A 20,308-nucleotide genomic window follows, 5' to 3' on the forward strand; every position below is an offset into this window, starting at 1 on the left:
CCCCCACCCCTCGCGTCAGGTCCAGCACCACGCAGGCGAAGGCCCCACTCCGGGCGAGCTGCACCGCCGCCCATACCCGCTGCTCGGGCGCCTTGGGACGAACGATGAGCAGCCGCTCCAGGTCCACGCCCTGCGCCGCGGCCGCCGGGGGATAGAGCTCACGCGGCCCATCCACCCACGCGCACAGCCGCTCCTCCCGGTGCGCCGCCGCCACCGCGCTCAGCGCCAGACTGGTCCGCCCGGAGGCCGCCTCTCCGCACAGCTCCACCGCCTGTCCCAGCGGGAAGCCGCCCGAGGGCAGCAGCGCGTCCACCGCCTCCATCCCCGTGCGAAGGACGGACAGGTAGCGCCGGGGCGCCGCCTGCAACTGGCGGATCCTCTCCCGGAGCTGATCCACGACCGAGCCCGCCGGGCCCACCCGCTGCTCCAAAGCCGCGCCCATCTCGCCTCCTCGCCGGAACCCGGCACACCGAACGTCCGACTGGACGGCAGTTCAGTATGCTCACGGGTCTGACGTGCGCCCGCCCAGGACGCACGGCGATGGGTGAGGCGACACGACGCACCGGCTCGGATCCCCTGGCCCGAGGCCAGGGATCTCAAGCCCCTGCACGTCCTAGCCGGCGCAGATGACCTTCACTTCCACCTTCTCGTCATCCGCCCGGCGCAGGCAGCTGCCGCCGAAGTAGATGCGCGCGGGGCGCTCCTCGCCGGACGGCTCGTACGTCAGGTCGCCCGCGGCCACCGAGCACCGCTCCACCGTGCCCCCGGCGCGCGTCAGCTCCACCTGCGCCAGCCGCGGATCCGGCAGGTTCACCACGTCCAGGCTCTGCGCCACCGCGGCCAGCTCGGCGATGCCCAGCAGCGTGTCCCGGTAGCTCGCCCGGCAGATGGAATCCAGGTTGTCGAACTTCGTGTCGAACTTCTCCGACATCGCCCGGTGCCGATGCCCGGGCCCGTACGACGTGGGGCAGTCCACGTTGCGCACGTACGTGCCCTGCGGCGTGACGTCGAGCACCAGCTCCGCCCGCTTGTCGCTCAACGCCACCGGTCCCACCGTGGCCCAGAGCACCTCGCGGCGCCCGCCCTTCGAATCCCGCAGGGAGCTGAAGAACTCGAAGTACTCGTCCACCGTCGTCAGCAGCGCCGCGTTCTCGCTGCACTTGTCCACCGACGTGTCGTCCGGGACGGTGACCGGAGGCGGACGCAACTTGGAGCTGCAGTCCTCCTCGTCCGTCACCACGACCACCAGCAGCCGAGCCCCATCCCGAAGGAAGCCGCCGTTGCCTCCCTCGCCGATGGAGGTGTTGGCCAGGGGCTCGGAGACCGCCAGGCGCACGGCCTCGAAGGGGGACTCCTGCCCGCTGCCCGCCGTGCCCTGCTGCACCAGCCGACGGAAGCGCTCCAGCAGGTGCTCGTCCGTGCTCTCGATGTAGCGCGCGTCCGAGGGCTGTCCATCCGCCTCCGGAACAGCCTGGAGATGTCCCGACTCGGCGGGGTATTCGCGGTATTGCTCCACACCCTGGAAGAGGATCCGCCGGTACACGGACGTGGTGATCACCCCCACGCGGAAGTCCTGCGTCACGCCGCCGCCCTCCTGGAGGGCCTTGATGAACGCGGGCAGCTCGGTGGCGATGCCGGCCTGCTCCTCGGCCATGGAGGCCGAGTTGTCGATGACGAAGAGGATGTCCGTCTTCTGCGGAGCCACCACCGGGGACTCGCTCTGACACTTGCCCGGAAGGGTGGATCCCGCCTCGTCGACAGGCGACGTACAGGACGCCACCCAGAGGGCCGGCAAGAGGAGCAGGGGGGCACAGGGCTTCAACTTCATGGCGGCCTCCTAAGAGGCGGCGCGCCCAGGCGGCGCGACGCATCAGGGCTGGGGGGGCGAGCATGCCCCACCCCAGGCCCGGACGCGAGACAAGGTGCAGCGTCTGGCATCCGACTTGGACGTGGAAAATCGCACACGGCGTTTGCCATGGGCGTTTTGGTTGTTACGTTGGTTCATCTGCCGCAAGAAACCGACAGATGTTCACCGGCTCGGCCGCTCGCACGGCCGGGCTTGAAGACGAAGGAAGAGGCCGAACTTCATGTCCGATGAGAAGAAGAAGGGCACCGCCGCGAGCGCCATGCCCACCGCGATGGCCCCTCCCGGGCTCATCAACAAGGAAGACATCCCGCAGGTGCTCCCCATCCTGCCCCTGCGCAACAGCGTCTTCTTCCCCGGCGGCGTGCTCCCGCTGGCCGTCGGCCGTCAGAAGACCATTGCCCTGATCAAGGACGCGGTACGCGACGACCAGGTCATCGGTGTCGTCACGCAGCGCCGCGCCGAAGAAGAAGATCCGGGCGCCGCCGACCTCTACACCATGGGCACCGTCGCCCGCATCGTGAAGCTGCTCAAGATGGGCGAGGACAACTACTCGCTCGTGGTGCAGGGACTCGCCCGTTTCCGGGTGGTGGAGCTGGTCCAGGAAGCCCCCTACCTCAAGGCCCGCGTCGACGCGGTGGAGGACAAGACCTCCGCTGAAAACGTCGAAGTGGAGGCCCTGGGCATCAACCTCAAGAAGCTGGCGCGCGAGGTCATCGAGCTGATGCCCGAGCTGCCGGCCGCCGCCACCGAACTGGTGGAGAGCATCACCCACCCCGGCCATCTGGCGGATCTGATCGCCGCCAACGTGGACGTGCCGATCGAGGAGAAGCAGGCCGTCCTGGAGACGGTTGATCTCAAGGCGCGGATGAAGCTCGTGCTCGAGCTGCTCAACCGCAAGCGGGAGATCCTCAAGCTCTCCAACAAGATCGACTCCGCCGTGAAGGGCGAGATGTCGAAGACCCAGCGCGAGTACTACCTGCGCCAGCAGCTCAAGGCGATCAAGGAAGAGCTCGGGGAGATGGGTGAGGAGGAAGAGGAGCTCGACGAGCTCCAGGAGCGCCTGAAGAAGGCGGCCCTGCCTCCCGACGTGGAGAAGGTGGCGAACAAGGAGCTCAACCGCCTGAAGACCATTCCGGCGGCCTCCAGCGAGTACACCGTCGCGCGCACCTACCTGGATTGGATCGCCGACCTGCCGTGGTCGAAGATGTCCGAGGACAACCTCGACATCGAGAACGCCCGGCAGCAGCTGGACAAGGACCACTTCGGCATCAAGAAGGTCAAGAAGCGCATCCTGGAGTACCTGGCGGTGCGCAAGCTGAAGAACGACATGCGCGGGCCCATCCTGTGCCTCGTCGGTCCTCCGGGCGTCGGCAAGACGTCGCTGGGTCAGAGCGTGGCCAAGGCCACGGGCCGCAAGTTCGTGCGCCTGTCCCTGGGCGGCGTGCGTGACGAGGCGGAGATCCGCGGCCACCGGCGCACCTACGTCGGCGCGCTGCCCGGCCGCTTCATCCAGAGCATGAAGAAGGCCGGCACCAAGAACCCGGTCATGATGCTCGACGAAATCGACAAGCTCGGCGCGGACTTCCGCGGCGACCCGAGCGCGGCGCTGCTCGAGGTGCTGGATCCGGAGCAGAACAACACGTTCAGCGACCACTACCTCGACGTGCCGTTCGACCTGTCGAAGGTGATGTTCGTCGCCACGGCGAACCAGCTCGACCCCATCCCCGGTCCGCTCCGCGACCGCATGGAGATCATCGAGCTGTCCGGCTACACGTTCGAGGAGAAGCAGAGCATCGCGCGCATCCACCTGGTGCCCAAGCAGCTCAGGGAGCACGGCCTCAGCGCGGATCACATCGAGATCACCGACGAGGCGTTGCTGACGCTGACCACCTCGTACACCCGCGAGGCGGGCGTGCGTAACCTCGAGCGGCGCATCGCGGACATCTGCCGCGCGGTGGCGGTGGAGGTCGCTGGCGGGAAGATGGACAAGCAGACCATCGACTCCGAGCGCGTGAAGGAGGTCCTCGGGCCCGAGATGTTCTACTCGGAGGTCGCGGAGCGCACGGAGGTTCCGGGCGTAGCCACGGGCCTGGCCTGGACCGCGGCGGGTGGCGACCTGCTCTTCATCGAGGCGACCAAGATGGCGGGCAAGGGCGGCATGACGCTCACCGGCCAGCTGGGCGACGTGATGAAGGAGAGCGCGACGGCGGCGCTGAGCTACCTGCGCAGCAAGTCCGAGCAGTTGGGCATCAGCTCCAACTTCCTCGAGAAGACGGACCTGCACCTGCACTTCCCGGCGGGCTCCATCCCCAAGGATGGTCCTTCCGCTGGCGTCACCATCCTCACCGCGCTCACCAGCCTCCTGACGGGCATCCGGGTGCGGCACGACACGGCGATGACGGGCGAGGCCACGCTGCGTGGTCTGGTCCTGCCGGTGGGTGGCATCAAGGAGAAGGTGCTGGCGGCGCACCGGGCGGGCATCAAGCGGGTCATCCTGCCCGAGCGATGCCGCAAGGACCTGGTGGACGTGCCGGATCAGGCCAAGAACGAGCTGGAGTTCATCTTCGTCACGCAGATGGACGAAGTGCTCAAGGCCGCGCTGGAGACGTCGCCGTTCAAGTCGTCGGCGGGAACGCCGGGTGGCGAGCCGGGCAAGGAGCCGCTGCCTCCCCAGGCCGCGGATGCCAGCTCTCCCGAGGTCCGCGCTTAAGCGCGCAGGCCGCTGAGATGTGACACGGGCAGGTTCCTCTTCCGAGGGACCTGCCCGTTGTCTTTGCGGGTCTCGGCGACGTCAATGCCGCGTCGGAGGCGTGTCCTGCGCGTCGGGCCGGGAGAGCCGCTGGGCGAGCAGGCCGAGCAGCTCCTGGGTGGAGAGCCGGCCCGCGCCGTCCTTGCCCTCGAGCACGTCCGCGACGAGCGCGCGCTTGTGCTCGTGCAGGGAGAGCATCTGCTCTTCAATCGTGCCGCGCGCCACCAGTCGGTAGACGGTGACGGGACGCTCCTGACCGATGCGGTGCGCGCGGTCCGAGGCCTGGTCCTCCACGGCCGGGTTCCACCACGGGTCCAGGTGGATGACGCTGTTCGCGGCGGTGAGGTTGAGGCCGAAGCCACCAGCCTTGAGGGAGATGAGGAACAGCGGCGCGGTGCCCTCCTGGAAGGCCTTCACCGCTTCCGCGCGGGCCCTGGGGGCCGTCTGCCCGTCCAGGTACTCGTAGGTGATGCCCCGCGCGTCCAGCACCTCTCTCACCAGCGCCAGGTGCGAGGTGAACTGGCTGAAGACCAGCGCGCGGTGGCCCTCGGAGCGCAGCTCCTCGACGAGCTCCAGGAAGCGCTCCAACTTGGAGGACTCCACGCGTGACTCGGCGTCATAGAGGCGCGGGTGCGAGGCCAACAGTCGCAGCCGGGTGAGGGCCGCGAGCACCTCGAAGCGCTGCTCGTGCTCGCGCTCACGCCGCTCGCGCATGACCTCCGGACGAGACTCCAGCGAGGAGATGGCCGCCAGTCGCGCGTCCTCGTACAGCGTCCACTCCGCCGAGGACAACACGACGGGCACACGCACGTCGGTGCGCGGGGGAAGCTGCGCCTCCACCTGGGCCTTGGTGCGGCGAAGCAGGAAGGGTTGCAGCACGCGAGCGAGCGCAGGGGCCGCCGTTGGATCCACCCGTCGCTCGATGGGAATCGCGAACCGGGTGCGGAACGCCTCGTGACTGCCGAGCAGCCCCGGGAAGACGAGCGAGAACACGCTCCACAGCTCTCCCAGGTGGTTCTCCAGCGGGGTGCCGGAGAGGGCGAACTTGAAGTCTCCCTGGAGCGCCCTGGCGGCGCGGAAGCGATGCGTGCCGGCGTTCTTCAGTGCCTGGGCCTCGTCGAAGACGATGGTGGCGAAGCGCAGCTCGGACAGCCGGCCGATGTCGCGCGTCAGCAGGCCATAGCTGATGACGAGCACGTCCCGAGGCCCCAGTCGTTCGAGCAGACCGCCCCGGTCCGCCGCCTCGGAGAAGAGCCGCATCCGCAGCGAGGGCGCGAAGCGCTTCGCCTCGTCCATCCAGTTGAAGGCCACGGAGGTGGGCGCCAGCACCAGCGCGGGTCCGTGCTTGCTTCGCTCCAGCAGCACGGCCAGGGCCTGCACCGTCTTGCCCAGGCCCATGTCATCCGCCAGCACCGCGCCCGCGCCCCATGACGCCAGCCGCGTGAGCCAACGGAAGCCCTCCGCCTGATAGTCGCGCAGCTCCGTCTTCAGCGTCGCGGGCACCTTCGGCTTCAGCTCCTTCGCGGCGAAGATGCGCTGGACAAGGCCCTGCCAGGTCTTGTCCGCCTCCAGCTCGGCCCCCGCGCCACTCAGGGCGGACAGGGACTCCGCGGCGGCCGGGCCCACTTCCAGTCCGTGCCGCGATTGGTGGGCATGGTCCGCCAGTCGCTCCAGGTGCTGGCGCAGCGCCTCTTCGACCTCCACATAGGTCTGGTCCTTCACCAGGACGAAGCGCTCCTTGCGGCGCGCGGCATCGAGCAGCCGCGCCAGCTCCACGCGCTCCCCCTGCACCGCGAGCCCGCCGAGCATTCCAAACCAGTCCCGCTTGCGCTCGACGGAAATCTGGAGCGCGCTGGCGCCACGGTGGGCCGCGATTCGCAGCGGCGAGCCCAACCACTCCAGCTCCGGAGCAGGCTCCAGCTCCTGACACGCGGCGAGCAGTGCAAGCGCGCCCTGCACTCCCGAGAACGAATAGGAGAAGGGCATCACCTGCGGCTCCGCGAGGCCGAAGGGCAGGCGCGTCTGGAGCGACTCGGCCAGCGCGAGTTCCTTCACGAAGTCGCGCACCGTGTGGACCGCGTCGTTGCCACGGCGCACGTAGACATCCCGGGGTCCCTCGCCAGGGATGAAGGAGGCACTGTCCGGGAGGGCACGCACGCGCAGGTCCGCGCGCACCGCGCCGCCCGGCTCGATTTCGAGCCGCAGCACCGGAAGCTGGAGCACGGGGACGCGCTCACCCATGACTCCGCGAGGCAGGGCCACGGGCAGGCGCACGGCCAGCTTCGCCAGCTTCTCCAGCAGCACGCCATGGCTCTCCGGCGGGAAGACGTTGCCGTGGCGCTGAAGCACCGTGACGAGCGCGCGGACCTCCGGGCCCACGTCCAGGAGCGTGAGCCGACGCGCGCCCTCGTCCCAGAGGAAGAGGGCCTCCTCGGGCTTCGACTTGCGCACGCGGTCCACCATCGACGCGGACAACGTCGCGCCCTCCACTCCCGCGGTGACGACGACCGCCCCACCCCGCTCCACCGCGACGATGCCCACCTTGGCGCGCTCGACCTGGACCAGCAGGTCCTGCGTCCCTTCCTGGTAGAGCCGGGGATGGTCCACCAGTTCGACGAGCAGCGCGCGCGAGGCGGGCCCGTCGTTGTCCGGGAGCAAGGACGCGAGGCGCGCGTCGAGGGAGGACAGCTGCGCGCCGTGCTCTTGCAGCAGCTTGCGCCGGCTCACCTTCGCCCCCGTCGAGCGCTGGCCCTTCTTGGTGCGCCGGTGCACGTACGGATGCACCTCCACGCCGTAGCCCTCGATGACGTCGACGCGCCAGGAGACCTCCACTCCCGAGCCGCTTCCGAGCCCCTCGTCGAGCGCGCGCTCCAGCGCCCGGAGCGTGCGGTCCCACCCCGGCCGCACCAGCTCATCGAGCGTCTCGCCGAAGCCCTCCGTCCAGGGTTGGCGCAGCCACAGCAGCACCGTGTCGATGGCCGCGAGCAGATGGACACAGGGCGGCGCGCCACAGGTGCAGTCGGCCTGCACGGAGGTGGGCGTGAAGGTCAGGCTCGCCTCAGGAAGGATGAACCCCATCTGCGCGCCGTAGGGCAGCTCCGAGCAGCGCGTCTCACGGAAGCGGAAGCCCGGGAGCTCGGGGTCGAGCTGGAGCGCGTCGCGACTCAGCGCGCTCGTGGGACGCGGAGCGACGGTGCCGGGCGCGCGGGAGCGGAGGTCCAGGAGCAGGCCGTGGACGCGGTGCGTGCGAACGTCCTGAGGGGGCGCGAGGCGCTCGGGGAGCGAGGCCCGGGTCTGCTCCGCGTTCCGCCGCTCCTCTTCCACGAAGCGCCATGCGAGCAGCGGGAGCAGCTCCTTCATCTTCGGAGATGGGAGGGACTCCTGGCTCCAGCGGGTTCGCGCCTCCTCGCTGAGCATCTCCACCAGGCGGCGGCGCGCGGTCGCTGGACGGGCCTGGGGCAACAGCGCGGCGTCCACCAGGGGCGTCAACACCGTGAGGCTCAAGCGGGACAGATGCTCGATGCCCTGCTCCCGCAACCAGGACCGCAGTGCGCCCTCCGTGGCGAAGTGTGGGACAGACGAGGGAACAGGCTGCGGGCGCTCCACGGACATGGCCCTTCGCTTCTTCGCGAAGCGGCGGGGAAACGCAAGCGCCACGGCGAGGCGGACGGGCAGGCAACCCACCTTCCACGACTTCCGCTTTCCTGCCCTTCCACGGCACACTGCGGAACGACGCTCCCTTGCCAGGCGTCGCACCTGCCATGACCAAATCCGCTGGAGTGTGGGGACTGGGCTTCATCCTGCTCGCCGGGCCCGCGTGCCTGCGAGCCTCGACGGAGGCAAAACCGGCCCCCCTGCCCGTCGACCCGGCCGCGGTGAAGGAGTCGGTGGAGGGCAACCGCACCTCCCTTCCCACCGCGCCGGCCGAACCCAAGGGCGTGGTCGTCGAACCTCCCACGAAGCCACCGTCCGGAGAGCCCGAGGCCCTCCGCTCGTCGCCCAAATGGCCCGCTTCCGGGGCGCCCCTGACGCTGGTGTCGGCACGCTTTCCGCAGGGCTTCGGCAAGCAGCGCGTGTACCTGGACGCGGGACATGGAGCGGAGGGGAACACCGGCACCCGGTCCGTCACCTGTGAGGACGAAGAGGTCTTCACGTTGCGCGTGGCGGAGGACCTGGCCCGGCGCCTGGAGGCCACGGGGCGATTCGACGTGCGCATCAGCCGCAAGTCGGGGCAGCGAGTCGCCTACGCGGACCGGCTCGCGGAGGCCGAGCGTTGGGGCGCGCACGTGCTGGTAAGTCTGCACTCGGACTCCCGGGGGACGGCGCACCCGTGGTCACCCACGGAGGGCCAGGAGTGCAACCGGCAAGATGAGACGCCAGGGTTCAGCGTGCTCTGGTCCCAGGAGGCCGAGCCTCCCCTCCAGGCACGACGGGCCACGCTGGCGCGGGCGCTCGCCCGGAACCTGTCCCAGGTGGGATTCCTGCACTACGACGGCGTGGACTACACGGGGCTCTATGCCGCTGACTCCGCGCAGGCCGGGGTCTTCGTGGCGAGAGAGCCCACGCACCGACGAATCTTCGTGCTGCGCAAGCCGACCATCCCTTCCGTCATCATCGAGACGCACCATGCGCTCGACTTCGAGGAAGCCGCGCGGTGGCGTGAGGAGCGCACGCTGGAAGCCTTTGGCTCCGCGGTGACGCAGGGGCTCGTGGACGCCTTCACGCCATCTCTCGTCGCCGCGCCCCAGGCGAACAGCCGCTAGGTTCTGTCCCTTCGACTGTCGAGGAGGTCACTGAGTGGCCCGGTGGTGGGACGACGCTGCCACCACCAGTCACTTCCCGCTTCGACCGACCACCACCTGGAGAGAGCGCGCCCCGCATCATCGACCGTCGCTGCCCGGTACTTCTCATCGGCAGCGGCGACCAGGGACCTGAGCTTCTCCACGAGAGGAGCAGAGCATTCGCCCAGCAGTTGCTCCACGGCATCGCGCCGATACAGATACTCCGCGAACTCCTCCGCCAGGCTCTTGGTGTCGTCCACGTCCTCCGCGAATAGCAACCAGCTCGCCAGGAGGATTTCGAACGAAAGGCGCTTCCCCCTGGCGTGATGCCTGGCCGTCAGATCATCCAAGACAGCCTGTTCTTCGGGGGTGAAGGGGGGGAGATAACTTCTCGTCTTGCGATATCTCCGCACAATGCCCGCTCGCGTGGGCGGGCTGAACGGAGCTACAGCCCGACGCTCGATGGCTTGTCGGTACATCTCCCGCAGCGCGGCCATGTCGGGCGCGAGCTGGATGATTTGGTTCATGGCCTCATCGGCCACTTCCCACACGTCACCCACGCGCTTGCTTCGCAGCCTCCGGGTGAGCGGGGCAGGCCACATCGCGGCCAAGAAGTAGAGTTGGACCGGCCAGTCAGCGAGCTGAATGGTCAGCGAGGTGGGCTCTCGCCTCACGTCACGTCGGCCGATAGTGGAGGTCATGAAGACCCAGTTGTCGCCCTCCGCCAGAAGCAGTCTTTGCAGAGTCCTCCCCGTTGGTGCTTCATCTCTGGCGAGGTCGTAGTAGCCCCGAGAGAAGCGAATCCGATGTTCCCAGCGGGCAAGGCAGTCGAGGTGCAGCCGCGCGTCACTGAAGCGCGAGAGTTCATCGTCTTCAGGGAATGGGCAGACGGAGCCATCGATCTTCACTGAAAGACGATCCGGGTCCGTGCTCCCGCAGATGGCGCAGGCTCTCGTATCTCCTGATTCAGGTCGCATGGCTCACTCGTCGGTCACGATGGAGGGTCAGCGCAGCCAGGCGAAGGCACGCTCGAGCTGGGCCACCGCGTCGTCGAGATAGCAGCGACCATGCGCCAAGAGCACCCGCTGAGGCTTCCATCCGAGCATCCGTTGGTAACAGGCGCGCGCTTGAGGCTTCCGGCCGAAGGACGTCGCCTGCACCTCGCGAGGCGTCTGTCCCGGCCACATCGTGCCTCCGAGGCTCAGCACCCACCGGAAACGCGCCTGGACGCGCTCGGGTTCGAGCGCCATGACCATGTCCGCGAGGATCAACGTCGCTGAGTCCTTGTGGAAGAACACGACCTCTTCGACGAAGCGGCTCCCTCGGAAGATGAGTTGTTCGAAGTCATTCGCCCAGGCCTCGGGGGCGCCATCCTGGAGGTCGGCGTCGAATGGGACGTCGAGCTTCTGCGAGCGTGCGCGCTCACGAACTCCCGGCGAGGCCCAGACCGTCGCGTGCGGGTAGCGCGCCTTCCAGGCTGGGATGGCCGCGTAGTGGAACCGGTTCGGCGACACGAGGTGCTCGACACGCCCGAGCGCATCGACCTCCGCGAACAGCTCGGGCGTGGGCGCCGTGGGAGACCAGAGCCACAAGCCCCCCGAGCGCAGCCGGATGATGACCATGCGCGTGGGGAATGGCAGCGTCACCGGGCCATAGCTCATCTTCGCGACGGGCCCGTCCACCCACCAGAGGCCCTCGGCGAGCGGCTTGAGCGTCGAGAGTGGACCATAGGGACGTATCCCATCGGTCCACTCGCTGAGTTCGTGGGCGCTCTCGCGGTTTCCAGTCGTCATGGCCCTGTCATAACAACTCCGGGACGACGTGCACTTCGACTATGTGCCCGCGTCCCGGTCCTCGTCAGCCTCTTCGTCCCCGAGGATGCGCGCCAGTCGCGAGGCCAGTGCATGGACGTACGGCGCTCGCAGCACGCTGTAGTGGTCACCGGCGACGTCCTCCAACTGGAGCTGTTCCTGTGGGACCCAGCGCGACCACCCATGGCTCGCGTCCACGGCCCGCTCGCGCCTCGCGTCCTTCGCGCGGAGAAGCAGCATGGGCCCGGCGTAGGGTCCTGGACGATACGTGGACAGTGCTCGGAGGTTTGCTCGCGTCACGTCTCGCCAGGCTCGAAGGTCGGTGTCCCGGACCTCGGGAGGCAGCCAGCCGGCGACACGTGCATGTTCGGCGAATCGGGCGAGCTGCCCGTCTTCCGTAAGGCCCATGAGCAACTCCGGACGCAGCGTCGATTCCGACCCCGCCGCACGCGCCAGATCCATCGCCATGCCCGTGAGCAACAGCGCGTCCTCGGGCACTGTCATGAGGGATTCGTCCCCTGGAGCGAAGCTGTCGAGGAGCACGAGTTGTTCCACCCGCTGCCCCTGTCGCTCCAGTTCACGCGCCATCTCGAAAGCGATGACGCCACCCATGGACCAGCCGCCCAGGATGTAGGGACCCTCCGGCTGCACAGCGCGCATGGATGCGATGTAGCGACGAGCCAACGCTTCCACCTGCTCCAACGGCGCCTCGCCTCCGTCCAGCCCAGGCGCCTGGAGCCCGTAGAAGGGCCGCTCCGTTCCCAGCGTGCGCGCGAACAGCCGGTAGGGGCCCACCGCGCCCCCCACCGCGTGAACGAAGAACACCGGCGTGCCCGAGCCCTCCGCCTGCAACGTCACGCAGTCTCTGACCGAGCCACCCGCGCGAGTCCCTTCCACCCAGGACGCGAGCTGTTCCACCGTGGGTGCCTCGAAGAGCGCGCGCAATGGGACGTCCACACCGGTCCGCGCGCGCACCCTCGCGACCACCTGCGTCGCCAGCAGTGAGTGCCCGCCCAGCTCGAAGAAGTCGTCGTGGATGCCGACCTTCTCGACGCCGAGGACCTCGCTCCAGAGGGCGGCGAGCTGCTGCTCCGTGTCATTGCGCGGCGCCTCGTACCGGTCCTGCACGGCTCGGGTGGTATCCGGCACGGGCAGCGCACGGCGATCCACCTTGCCGTTGGCGGTGAGCGGCAGGGCTGCCATCACCACGAACGCGGAGGGGACCATGTACTTGGGGATGCGCTCCTGGAGGAAACCACGCAGGGCGAGGGGCTCCGGCCCCGCCCCCTGGCGTGGCACGACGTAGGCCACCAGCCGCTTGTCGCCGGGGACGTCCTCGCGCACCAGGGCCACGGCCTCGCGCACCTCCGGGTGCTGGTGCAGCGCGGACTCCACCTCGCCCAGCTCGATGCGCAGGCCGCGGAGCTTCACCTGGTCGTCGGCGCGGCCGACGAAGGCGAGCTGCCCATCCGCCCGCCAGCGCACCACGTCGCCGGTGCGGTAGAGACGCGCGCCGGGCTCGGTGCTGAACGGGTGCGGGATGAAGCTCTCCGCCGTCAGCGCCGGACGGCCGAGGTAGCCGCGAGCGAGCTGCACCCCGCCGATGAACAGCTCACCGGGCAGGCCCACGGGCACGGGCTCCAGGCGCTCGTCGAGGACGTACACCCGCACGTTCGTCAGGGGGCGGCCAATGGGCGGCGGCTGTCCCTCTTGCGGCGCGCACTCGCGGAGCGTCGCCACCACCGTGGCCTCGGTGGGGCCGTAGGTGTTGAGGAAGGTCCGGCCCGGAGCCCAGCGCGACACGAGCTCGGCCGAGCAGGCCTCGCCGCCAGAGATGACCGTGCGCAGCGCCGGCAGCTCTTCAGCGGCGGTCGCCGCCAGCACCGCGGGGGTGAGGCTGAGGACGGAGATGGACGAGCGCCGCAGCAGCTCGTGCAGCGCCGGCCCTGGCATGGCCTGCTCGGTGGTGAGGACATGCAGGGTTCCGCCCGCGGTCAGCGTGCTGAAGATCTCCTCGACGGAGAGGTCGAAGCTGGGGTTGGCGAACTGGAGGACCCGGCTGGACGGCCCCAGGGCATACGCCTGCTTCTCCCAGTGGACGAGGTTGCAGACGGCGCGGTGGGTGATGAGCACGCCCTTGGGCTGGCCGGTGGAGCCCGAGGTGTAGATGACGTAGGCGAGGTTCTCCGCCATCACGCCGGAGACGGGGGCGTCCTCTCGCTGGCGGGAGAGCTCGGCCGTGTCGACGCACACGGTGGCGCCGGAGAAGGCGGGCAGGCGTGCCGCGAACGGCTGCTGAGTGAGGAGCACGGTGGCCCCGCAGTCCTGGAGCATGAAGGCCAGACGCACGGGAGGCTGCATCGGGTCGAGCGGAACGTAGGCACCGCCTGCCTTGAGGACGCCGAGCATGCTCACGATCAGCTCCGGCGAGCGCTCCATGCACAGGGCGACGCGGACCTCCGGGCCCACGCCCAGGGAGCGCAGGTGCCAGGCGAGCTGATTGGCGCGGCGCTCCAGCTCGCGGTAGGTGAGCGCGCCGGAGCTGGACTCGATGGCCACCGAGTCGAGGTCGCGCGAGGCCGGGATGACCAGCTCGTGGAGGCAGGCCTGATGCGGGAAGGCGGCCTGGGTGCCACTCCACCGCGACAGCAGTTGCTCGCGCTCCTCGCCGGGCAACAGCGAGCAGGTGGCGAGCGGCGCATCCGGGCGGGCCAGCACTGCCGAGATCAGCACCTCCAGGTGCCGCATCATTCGCTCGGCCGTGGAGGCGTCGAACAGGTCCGTATTGTACTCGAGCCGTCCCTCCAGGCTCCCGTCCTCGACGAAGCCCATATCGAGGATGAGCTCGAACTTGGCGTTGCCAGGGTTGAGGGCAAGGGGCGACAGCTTCAGGCCCGCGTGCGAGCGCCGCGACTCGCCCAGGGCATGCAGTTCGAACATGACCTGGAAGAGCGGTGAGCGGCTCAGGTTGCGCTCGGGCTGGAGCTCCTCGACGAGCTTCTCGAAGGGGATGTCCTGGTGCTCGTAGGCAGCCAGGGTGTTCTTGCGCACCTGGGCGAGCAGCTCGCGGAAGGTGGCACGGGAGTCGATGCGGGCGCGGAGGACGAGCGTATTGACGAAGAAGCCGATGAGCCCTTCGAGCTCCGCGAAGCGGCGGCCGGCGATGGGCGAACCCACGCAGACATCGTCCTGGCCGGAGTAGCGGGCCAACAGCAACTGCCAGATGGCCAGCATGCCCATGAAGGGCGTGAGTCCCTCCTGCTGGCAGAGAGCACGCAGCGCCTCGGTGGACTCGCGACGGATGCGGATGGGAACGGCGGCCGCGCGTGCGGAACCATTCGAGGAGCGAGGCCTGTCGGTGGGCAGCTCCAGAGCCTGGGCGGCCCCTGCCATTTCCTGGCGCCACCAGGACAGCTGCTTCTCCAGGGCGTCGCCCTGCAGCCAGCCGCGCTGCCAGGCCGCGTAGTCCGCGTACTGCACCGGCAACTCGCCCAGCGGTGACGGCTTCCCCGCCGCATACGCCTCGTAGAGCGCCACCACCTCCCTCACCAGCACCGCTGTCGACCACCCGTCCGACACGATGTGGTGCAGCACCACCACCAGCACGTGCGACTTCGCTGACAACCTCACCAGCGTCACTCGCAGCAACGGCCCCCTCTTCAGGTCGAAGGGCCTTGCGACTTCTTCACCCACCCAGCGCAGCACCGTGGCTTCATCCTCGGGCAGTTCGACTCGCTGAAGCTGGAACGCCGTCGGAGGCTGGATGACCTGAACGGGAACACCACCCTCGTCGGGGAAGCAGGTGCGCAGGCTCTCGTGACGACGCACCACTTCCGCGAAGGCTCGCTCCAGCGCCTCCACATCGAGCGGCCCATCCAACCGGAGTGCGGTCGGAACGTTGTACGCAACGCTCCCTCGTTCGAGTCGATCCAGGAACCACAGTCGCTGCTGCGCGAAGGACAACGGCAGCGCGCTCTTCCGAGGCGAAGGTCGCAGCGCGGGCAACGAGACGGCTCGCGCGACCTGGTCCACCTTCCTCGCCAACGCCTCCAGCGTGGGCGCCTCGAAGAGCGCTCGCAGGGGGACTTCCACTCCCAGCGACGCACGCAGACGGGCCACCACCTGCGTCGCGACGAGCGAATGCCCACCCAAGGCGAAGAAGTCATCGTGTCGCCCCACCCGCTCGACTCGCAAGACCTCTGCCCAGATGGAAGCCAGCGCCTCCTCCATCGGCGTGGCGGGCGGGACATGCGCGGCTCCCGATACCACGGCTCCGGACTCGGGCATTGGCAGCGCTCGACGATCCAACTTTCCGTTCGGTGTCAGCGGCAACACGTCCAGCCACATGAAGGCCGAGGGCACCATGTGCGCCGGCAGACGCTCCTGGAGGAACCCTCGCAACGCCCCCACTTCCGTCGCCTGCCCCGAACCCGCGAGGACGTACGCGACCAGGCGCTGGTCTCCAGGCGTGTCCTCACGGGCCACCACCACCGCATCCTTCACCGAGGGATGCTCGCGCAGGACCGCGGCCACTTCTCCCGGCTCCACTCGGAAGCCGCGCACCTTCACCTGGAAGTCAGAGCGGCCGAGGAACTCCACCCGCCCATCCGCGAGCCACCGCACGCGATCCCCCGTGCGGTACATCCGCGCTCCCGGCACGGCACTGAACGGGTCTGGACCAAACCGTTCCGCCGTCAGCTCGGCGCGCGACAGGTAGCCACGCGCGACTTGCGCACCTCCGATGAACAGCTCGCCCGGAACCCCGACTGGTACCGGCCGAAGCTCGTCATCGAGCACATACACCCGAGCATTCGCCAGGGGTCGACCCAAGGGCACCGTAACCCGTCGTGTCGACGGACCCGCATCCGCACGAGCGGGCGTCGAGTGAGGCGCAATAATCGCCTCGCCCGTATCAACCCCACCCGCGAGCACCCCCACCGTCGTCTCCGTGGGGCCGTAGTGGTTGAACACCTCGCACTCCGGGGCCAGGGCACGCACCTGCTCCAGCAACGCCCAGGTGGAGGACTCGCCTCCCAGCACCAGTCGTTTGCGCGGAAGCACCCGAGCCGGAGCTGGCGCAGTCAACAGCGCGGACAGATGCGCGGGGACGATCTTCACGCAGTCCACGCCGTGACGCTGAAAGTACTCCGCGACCCCCACGGGATTTCCCGCGCGCTCCGCGGTGAGGACATGCAGCACACCACCCGTGCACAGCGCGGGGAACAACACCGTGTTCCCCAGGTCCGCGCCGAATGTGGACACCAGCGCGAAGCTGGAGCACTCGCTCAACCTCAACCGCTCCGTCGCGGCCTGGACGTAGTTGACGAGCGCGCCATGCGACACGGCCACGCCCTTCGGACGCCCGGTGCTCCCCGACGTGAACAACACGTACGCCAGATTCTCCGACGCACCTCGATGGTCCGGAGCATCCACTCGCTGGAGGGCGAGCTGCTCCGCATCGGTGTCCAGTTGCACTCGCCGCGCCGCACAGGCCTGGAACAAGGCCGCGTGACGTGACTCCGTCACCACCACGGGCGCGGCGACCTCTTCCACCATCAGGCACAGGCGAGAGGCGGGCTGCGATGGCTCCAGCGGCACATATGCGCCACCCGCCTTCAGGACACCCAGCAACGCGACCACCAACTCCGCGCTCCGCTCCAGACACAGCGCCACCGGGACGTCCGGTCCCACGCCCAAGGCTCGCAGATGATGCGCGAGCTGATTCGCCCGAGCATCGAGCTGCCGATACGAGAGCACCGTCTCCTCGCAGCGCACAGCCGGCGCGTCCGGTGTGCGAGCCACCTGTCGCTCGATGAGCTGGTGCGGCAGCGCGGCCTCGAACAGGGCATCAGCGGTCGCGGTGGACCAGGACTCCAGGACGTGTCGACGCTCGGAGGCCGTCATCAGCGGGAGCGCGGCGAGGCGCTGCTCCGGGTTCGCGGTGATGGACTCCAGCAAGACCTGGAGGTGGGAGACCATCCGGGCCGCCGTGGACTCCAGGAACAGGTCCGAGTTGAACAGCAGCGTCCCCGCGAAACCCTCGGCCGACTCACTCAGGTTCAACGACAGCTCGAAGCGCGCGGACTCCGTGCCCTCGGTCGGCACCGGCTTCAACGACAGCGCGGGCAGCTCCAGGGCCTCCACCGGCGCGTTCTGAAGGACGAAGAGGACCTGGAACAGCGCGGTGCGACTCAGGTCACGCACGGGATGGAGCGCTTCCACCAGCTTCTCGAACGGAAGGTCCTGGTGCTCGTAGGCGTCCAGCGTGGTCTCCCGCACCTGGGCCAGCAGCTCACGGAACGTATCCCGAGGCCGCGCCTGGGCTCGCAGGACCAGCGTGTTGACGAAGAAGCCGATGAGGCCCTCCGTCTCCGCGTACCTCCGGCCCGCGATGGGCGAGCCCACGCTCACGTCTTCCTGGCCCGAATAGCGCGCCAGCAACACCTGGAACGCCGCGAGCAACACCATGAAAGGCGTAGCCCCCTCGGCGCGGGCCAGTGCTCCGATGGCGTCGCTCAGCTCCCTCGAAAGTCGCACCGGCACCGTGGCGCCACGGTGCGACAGAATCGCGGGCCGTGGACCATCCGTGGGCAGCTCCAGGTGGGGAGGTGCTCCCGCCAGACGCTTGCGCCAGCCGTCGAGCTGCGCTTCCAGTCGATCACCACTCAGCCACTCGCGCTGCCAGCGTGCGTAGTCCGCGTACTGCACCGGGAGCGCGGCGAGCGGTGAAGCACGGCTCTCGGAGAAGGCGACATAGAGCGTGCTCAGCTCGCGCACCAACACGCCAAGGGACCAGCCATCCGCGATGATGTGGTGCATCACCAGCGAGAGCACATGCACCTCGGGCTCCAGCCGCGACAACGTGGCTCGCACGAGCCACTTCTGTCCCAGGTCGAACGGACGCAGCGAGTCCTCGACAGCTCGACGACGAATCTCTGCCTCTCGCTCCAGCTCAGTCAGTTGACCGAGGTCTTCCACCGCGAGCGGGAAGTCCGCGGGAGGGTGGACGACCTGAACGGGCTCGCCCTCATGCAGGGCGAAGGTGGTGCGCAGCGCCTCATGCCGCGCCACCAGCGCGGAGAACGCTCGCTGGAGGGCATCGAGGTTCAGCGCACCTTCCACTCGAAGGTGGATGGGGATGTTGTAGGCCGCGCTGCCCGGAGAGAGCTGGTCGAAGAACCACAGTCGATGCTGCGCGAAGGACAACGGCGGCATCCCCGTGCGCGGCAGAGCGACCAAGGGAAACGCCTCGGACGACGGACCTGCTTCGCGCGAGGAGTCGATGCGCGCGGACAGGGCTTCGAGCGTAGGTGCTTCAAAGAGCGTGCGCAGCGGGAGGTCCACGCCGGTCAGCGCGCGCACTCTCGCCACCACCTGCGTCGCCAGCAGCGAGTGCCCGCCCAGCTCGAAGAAGTCGTCCTTCCTCCCCACTCGCTTCGCGCCCAGCACCTCCGCGAAGACTTCCGCCAGCTTCGCTTCCGTCCCTTCTCGCGGCGCCTCGTACTCCTCCGCCGCCTGCGTCACGTCCTCCGGTGCTGGCAACGCCCCGCGGTCCACCTTCCCATTCGCCGTCAGCGGCAGCGCCTCCAGAACCACCACCACCGTTGGCACCAGGTACTCCGGCAGCTTCCTCCGCAGCCCTTCCTTCACCACGCTGGCGTCCAACCCTGTCCCCACCACGTACCCCACCAGCTTCTTGTCCCCCCGCTCCTCCCTCACCACCGCCACGGCTTCCTTCACCCCCGCCTGCTGCTTCAGCCCCTCCTCCACCTCCCCCAACTCAATCCGGTATCCCCTCACCTTCACCTGGCTGTCTCGACGGCCCAGGAACTCCAGCACCCCGTCCCCCCGCCACCTCACCACGTCCCCCGTCCGGTACAGCCGCTCGCCTTCTCCAAATGGGCTCGGCACGAAGCGCTCCGCTGTCCAGTCGGGACGCCCCACGTACCCCTGCGCCAGCCCCTCTCCTCCCGCGTACAGCTCTCCCGGCACTCCCACCGCCACCGGATTCATTCGCGCGTCCAGCACGTACACTTCTGTGCCTTCCACTGGCTTCCCAATCGGAATGCCTCGCGCTCCTGCCGCGGCCTCTCCCTCCATCCGGTACGCCGTCGTGAAGGTCGTGTTCTCCGTCGGCCCATACCCGTTGATGAGCGTGCCTCCCTGCCGCAGTCGCTCTCGGACTCGCTGCACCGGCAGCACGTCTCCTCCTGCCAGCACCTGACGCACGCCCTTCAGCGCTTCCGGCTGATACGCCTGCATCTGCTCGAAGAGCGCCGCCGTCAGCCACAACGACGTCACTCCACTCTTCGTCAGCTCGCGGCCCACTTCCTCCAGCGACACTTCCTTCGCCGGGTACACCACCAACTTCGCCCCGTGCAGCAACGCGCCCCATACCTCCAACGTCGACGCGTCGAACGACACGGGCGCCAGTTGCAACCACACTTCGTCCGCGCCGAAGCGCGCGTAGCTGGCTCCCAGCACCAGCCTTGCCACTGCCCTCTGCGGCACTCCCACGCCCTTCGGCGTCCCCGTGCTTCCCGACGTGTACATCACATACGCCAGGTTGCCTCCGCTGCCTCGGAGACTCGGGTTGCTTCGCGGCTGGCGCGCAATCGTGGAGCCATCTCCGTCCACGCTCACCACCACGTCCGCGCTCTCCGCCACTTCCTCCACCTGCGCGTCCGTCCCCACCACCACCGCCACTCCCGCTTCCCTCTTCATCCACCTCAACCGCTCCGCCGGCACCCCTGCCTCCAGCGGCACGTACGCCCCTCCCGCCTTCACCACTCCCAGCACCGACACCACCCACTCCACCCCGCGCTCCACGCACAGCCCCACCCTCACCTCGGGGCCTACTCCCACCACCCTCAGGTGGTGCGCCAGTTGGTTCGCCCGCTCGTTCAGCTGCGCGTACGTCAGCGACTCCTCGCCGCACTCCACTGCCACCGCGCCTGGCGTCTTCTCCACCTGGGCTTCGAAGTGGGCTGCCAGCGTCTCGTCCCCGAGCGCGCCTCTCTTCTCTCGCCCGCTCCACTCGCGCACCAGTCGCCGCTGCTCCTCCGCCCCCACCAGCGGCACTTGCCACACCTTCTTCTCC

General features: G+C 68.8%; 7 protein-coding genes and 1 pseudogene. 2 read left to right on the forward strand and 6 right to left on the reverse strand.

Going from position 1 to position 20,308, the window contains the following annotated elements:
* Both FJV41_RS35730 and FJV41_RS35735 read right to left on the reverse strand, forming a co-directional pair.
* Nucleotides 1–442: ImuA family protein (locus FJV41_RS35730; protein WP_141647085.1), on the reverse strand; the 442-nt coding region annotated here is incomplete at its 3' end.
* Between the two features lie 171 nt (nt 443–613).
* Nucleotides 614–1,828: a vWA domain-containing protein gene (locus FJV41_RS35735; RefSeq protein ID WP_141647086.1), complete on the reverse strand. Its 1,215-nt coding sequence runs from the start codon at nt 1,826–1,828 to the stop codon at nt 614–616.
* A 259-nt stretch (nt 1,829–2,087) separates the two neighbouring features.
* On the opposite strand from FJV41_RS35735, the gene lon reads away from it, so the two are divergent.
* Nucleotides 2,088–4,577, forward strand: coding sequence for an endopeptidase La (lon, locus tag FJV41_RS35740; RefSeq protein ID WP_141647087.1), 2,490 nt, complete (start codon nt 2,088–2,090; stop codon nt 4,575–4,577).
* An 81-nt stretch (nt 4,578–4,658) separates the two neighbouring features.
* Here lon and FJV41_RS35745 read toward each other — a convergent pair whose 3' ends face one another.
* Entirely contained in the window at nt 4,659–8,228 is a 3,570-nt protein-coding gene (locus FJV41_RS35745; RefSeq protein ID WP_141647088.1) for a DEAD/DEAH box helicase, read from the reverse strand.
* Nucleotides 8,229–8,377: 149 nt separating this feature from the next.
* On the opposite strand from FJV41_RS35745, the gene FJV41_RS35750 reads away from it, so the two are divergent.
* Complete coding sequence (locus tag FJV41_RS35750; protein ID WP_181791152.1) at nt 8,378–9,379, forward strand: N-acetylmuramoyl-L-alanine amidase family protein; 1,002 nt, start codon at nt 8,378–8,380, stop codon at nt 9,377–9,379.
* Here the strand turns inward: FJV41_RS35750 and FJV41_RS35755 are convergent.
* From FJV41_RS35755 to FJV41_RS35765, 3 genes and pseudogenes are all read right to left on the reverse strand, one after another.
* Nucleotides 9,376–10,305, reverse strand: a complete 930-nt coding sequence (locus tag FJV41_RS35755) for a hypothetical protein (RefSeq protein ID WP_141647089.1) — start codon at nt 10,303–10,305, stop codon at nt 9,376–9,378. The two genes, FJV41_RS35750 and FJV41_RS35755, sit on opposite strands and share 4 nt — an antisense overlap.
* A 96-nt stretch (nt 10,306–10,401) precedes the next feature.
* On the reverse strand, nt 10,402–11,190 hold the full coding sequence (locus tag FJV41_RS35760) for a DUF4336 domain-containing protein (protein WP_141647090.1): 789 nt from the start codon (nt 11,188–11,190) through the stop codon (nt 10,402–10,404).
* A 39-nt stretch (nt 11,191–11,229) separates the two neighbouring features.
* Nucleotides 11,230–20,289: pseudogene (locus tag FJV41_RS35765) on the reverse strand (non-ribosomal peptide synthetase); the annotation flags it as partial.
* Between the last annotated feature and the right edge of the window lie 19 nt (nt 20,290–20,308).

Source organism: Myxococcus llanfairpwllgwyngyllgogerychwyrndrobwllllantysiliogogogochensis (genome assembly GCF_006636215.1).
Lineage (GTDB): Bacteria > Myxococcota > Myxococcia > Myxococcales > Myxococcaceae > Myxococcus > Myxococcus llanfairpwllgwyngyllgogerychwyrndrobwllllantysiliogogogochensis.

Coding starts and splice junctions, on each gene's coding strand:
- FJV41_RS35745 (WP_141647088.1), bottom strand. CDS start 8,228: ATGTCCGTGGAGCGCCCGCAGCCTGTTCCCTCGTCTGTCCCACACTTC.
- FJV41_RS35750 (WP_181791152.1), top strand. CDS start 8,378: ATGACCAAATCCGCTGGAGTGTGGGGACTGGGCTTCATCCTGCTCGCC.
- lon (WP_141647087.1), top strand. CDS start 2,088: ATGTCCGATGAGAAGAAGAAGGGCACCGCCGCGAGCGCCATGCCCACC.
- FJV41_RS35760 (WP_141647090.1), bottom strand. CDS start 11,190: ATGACGACTGGAAACCGCGAGAGCGCCCACGAACTCAGCGAGTGGACC.
- FJV41_RS35735 (WP_141647086.1), bottom strand. CDS start 1,828: ATGAAGTTGAAGCCCTGTGCCCCCCTGCTCCTCTTGCCGGCCCTCTGG.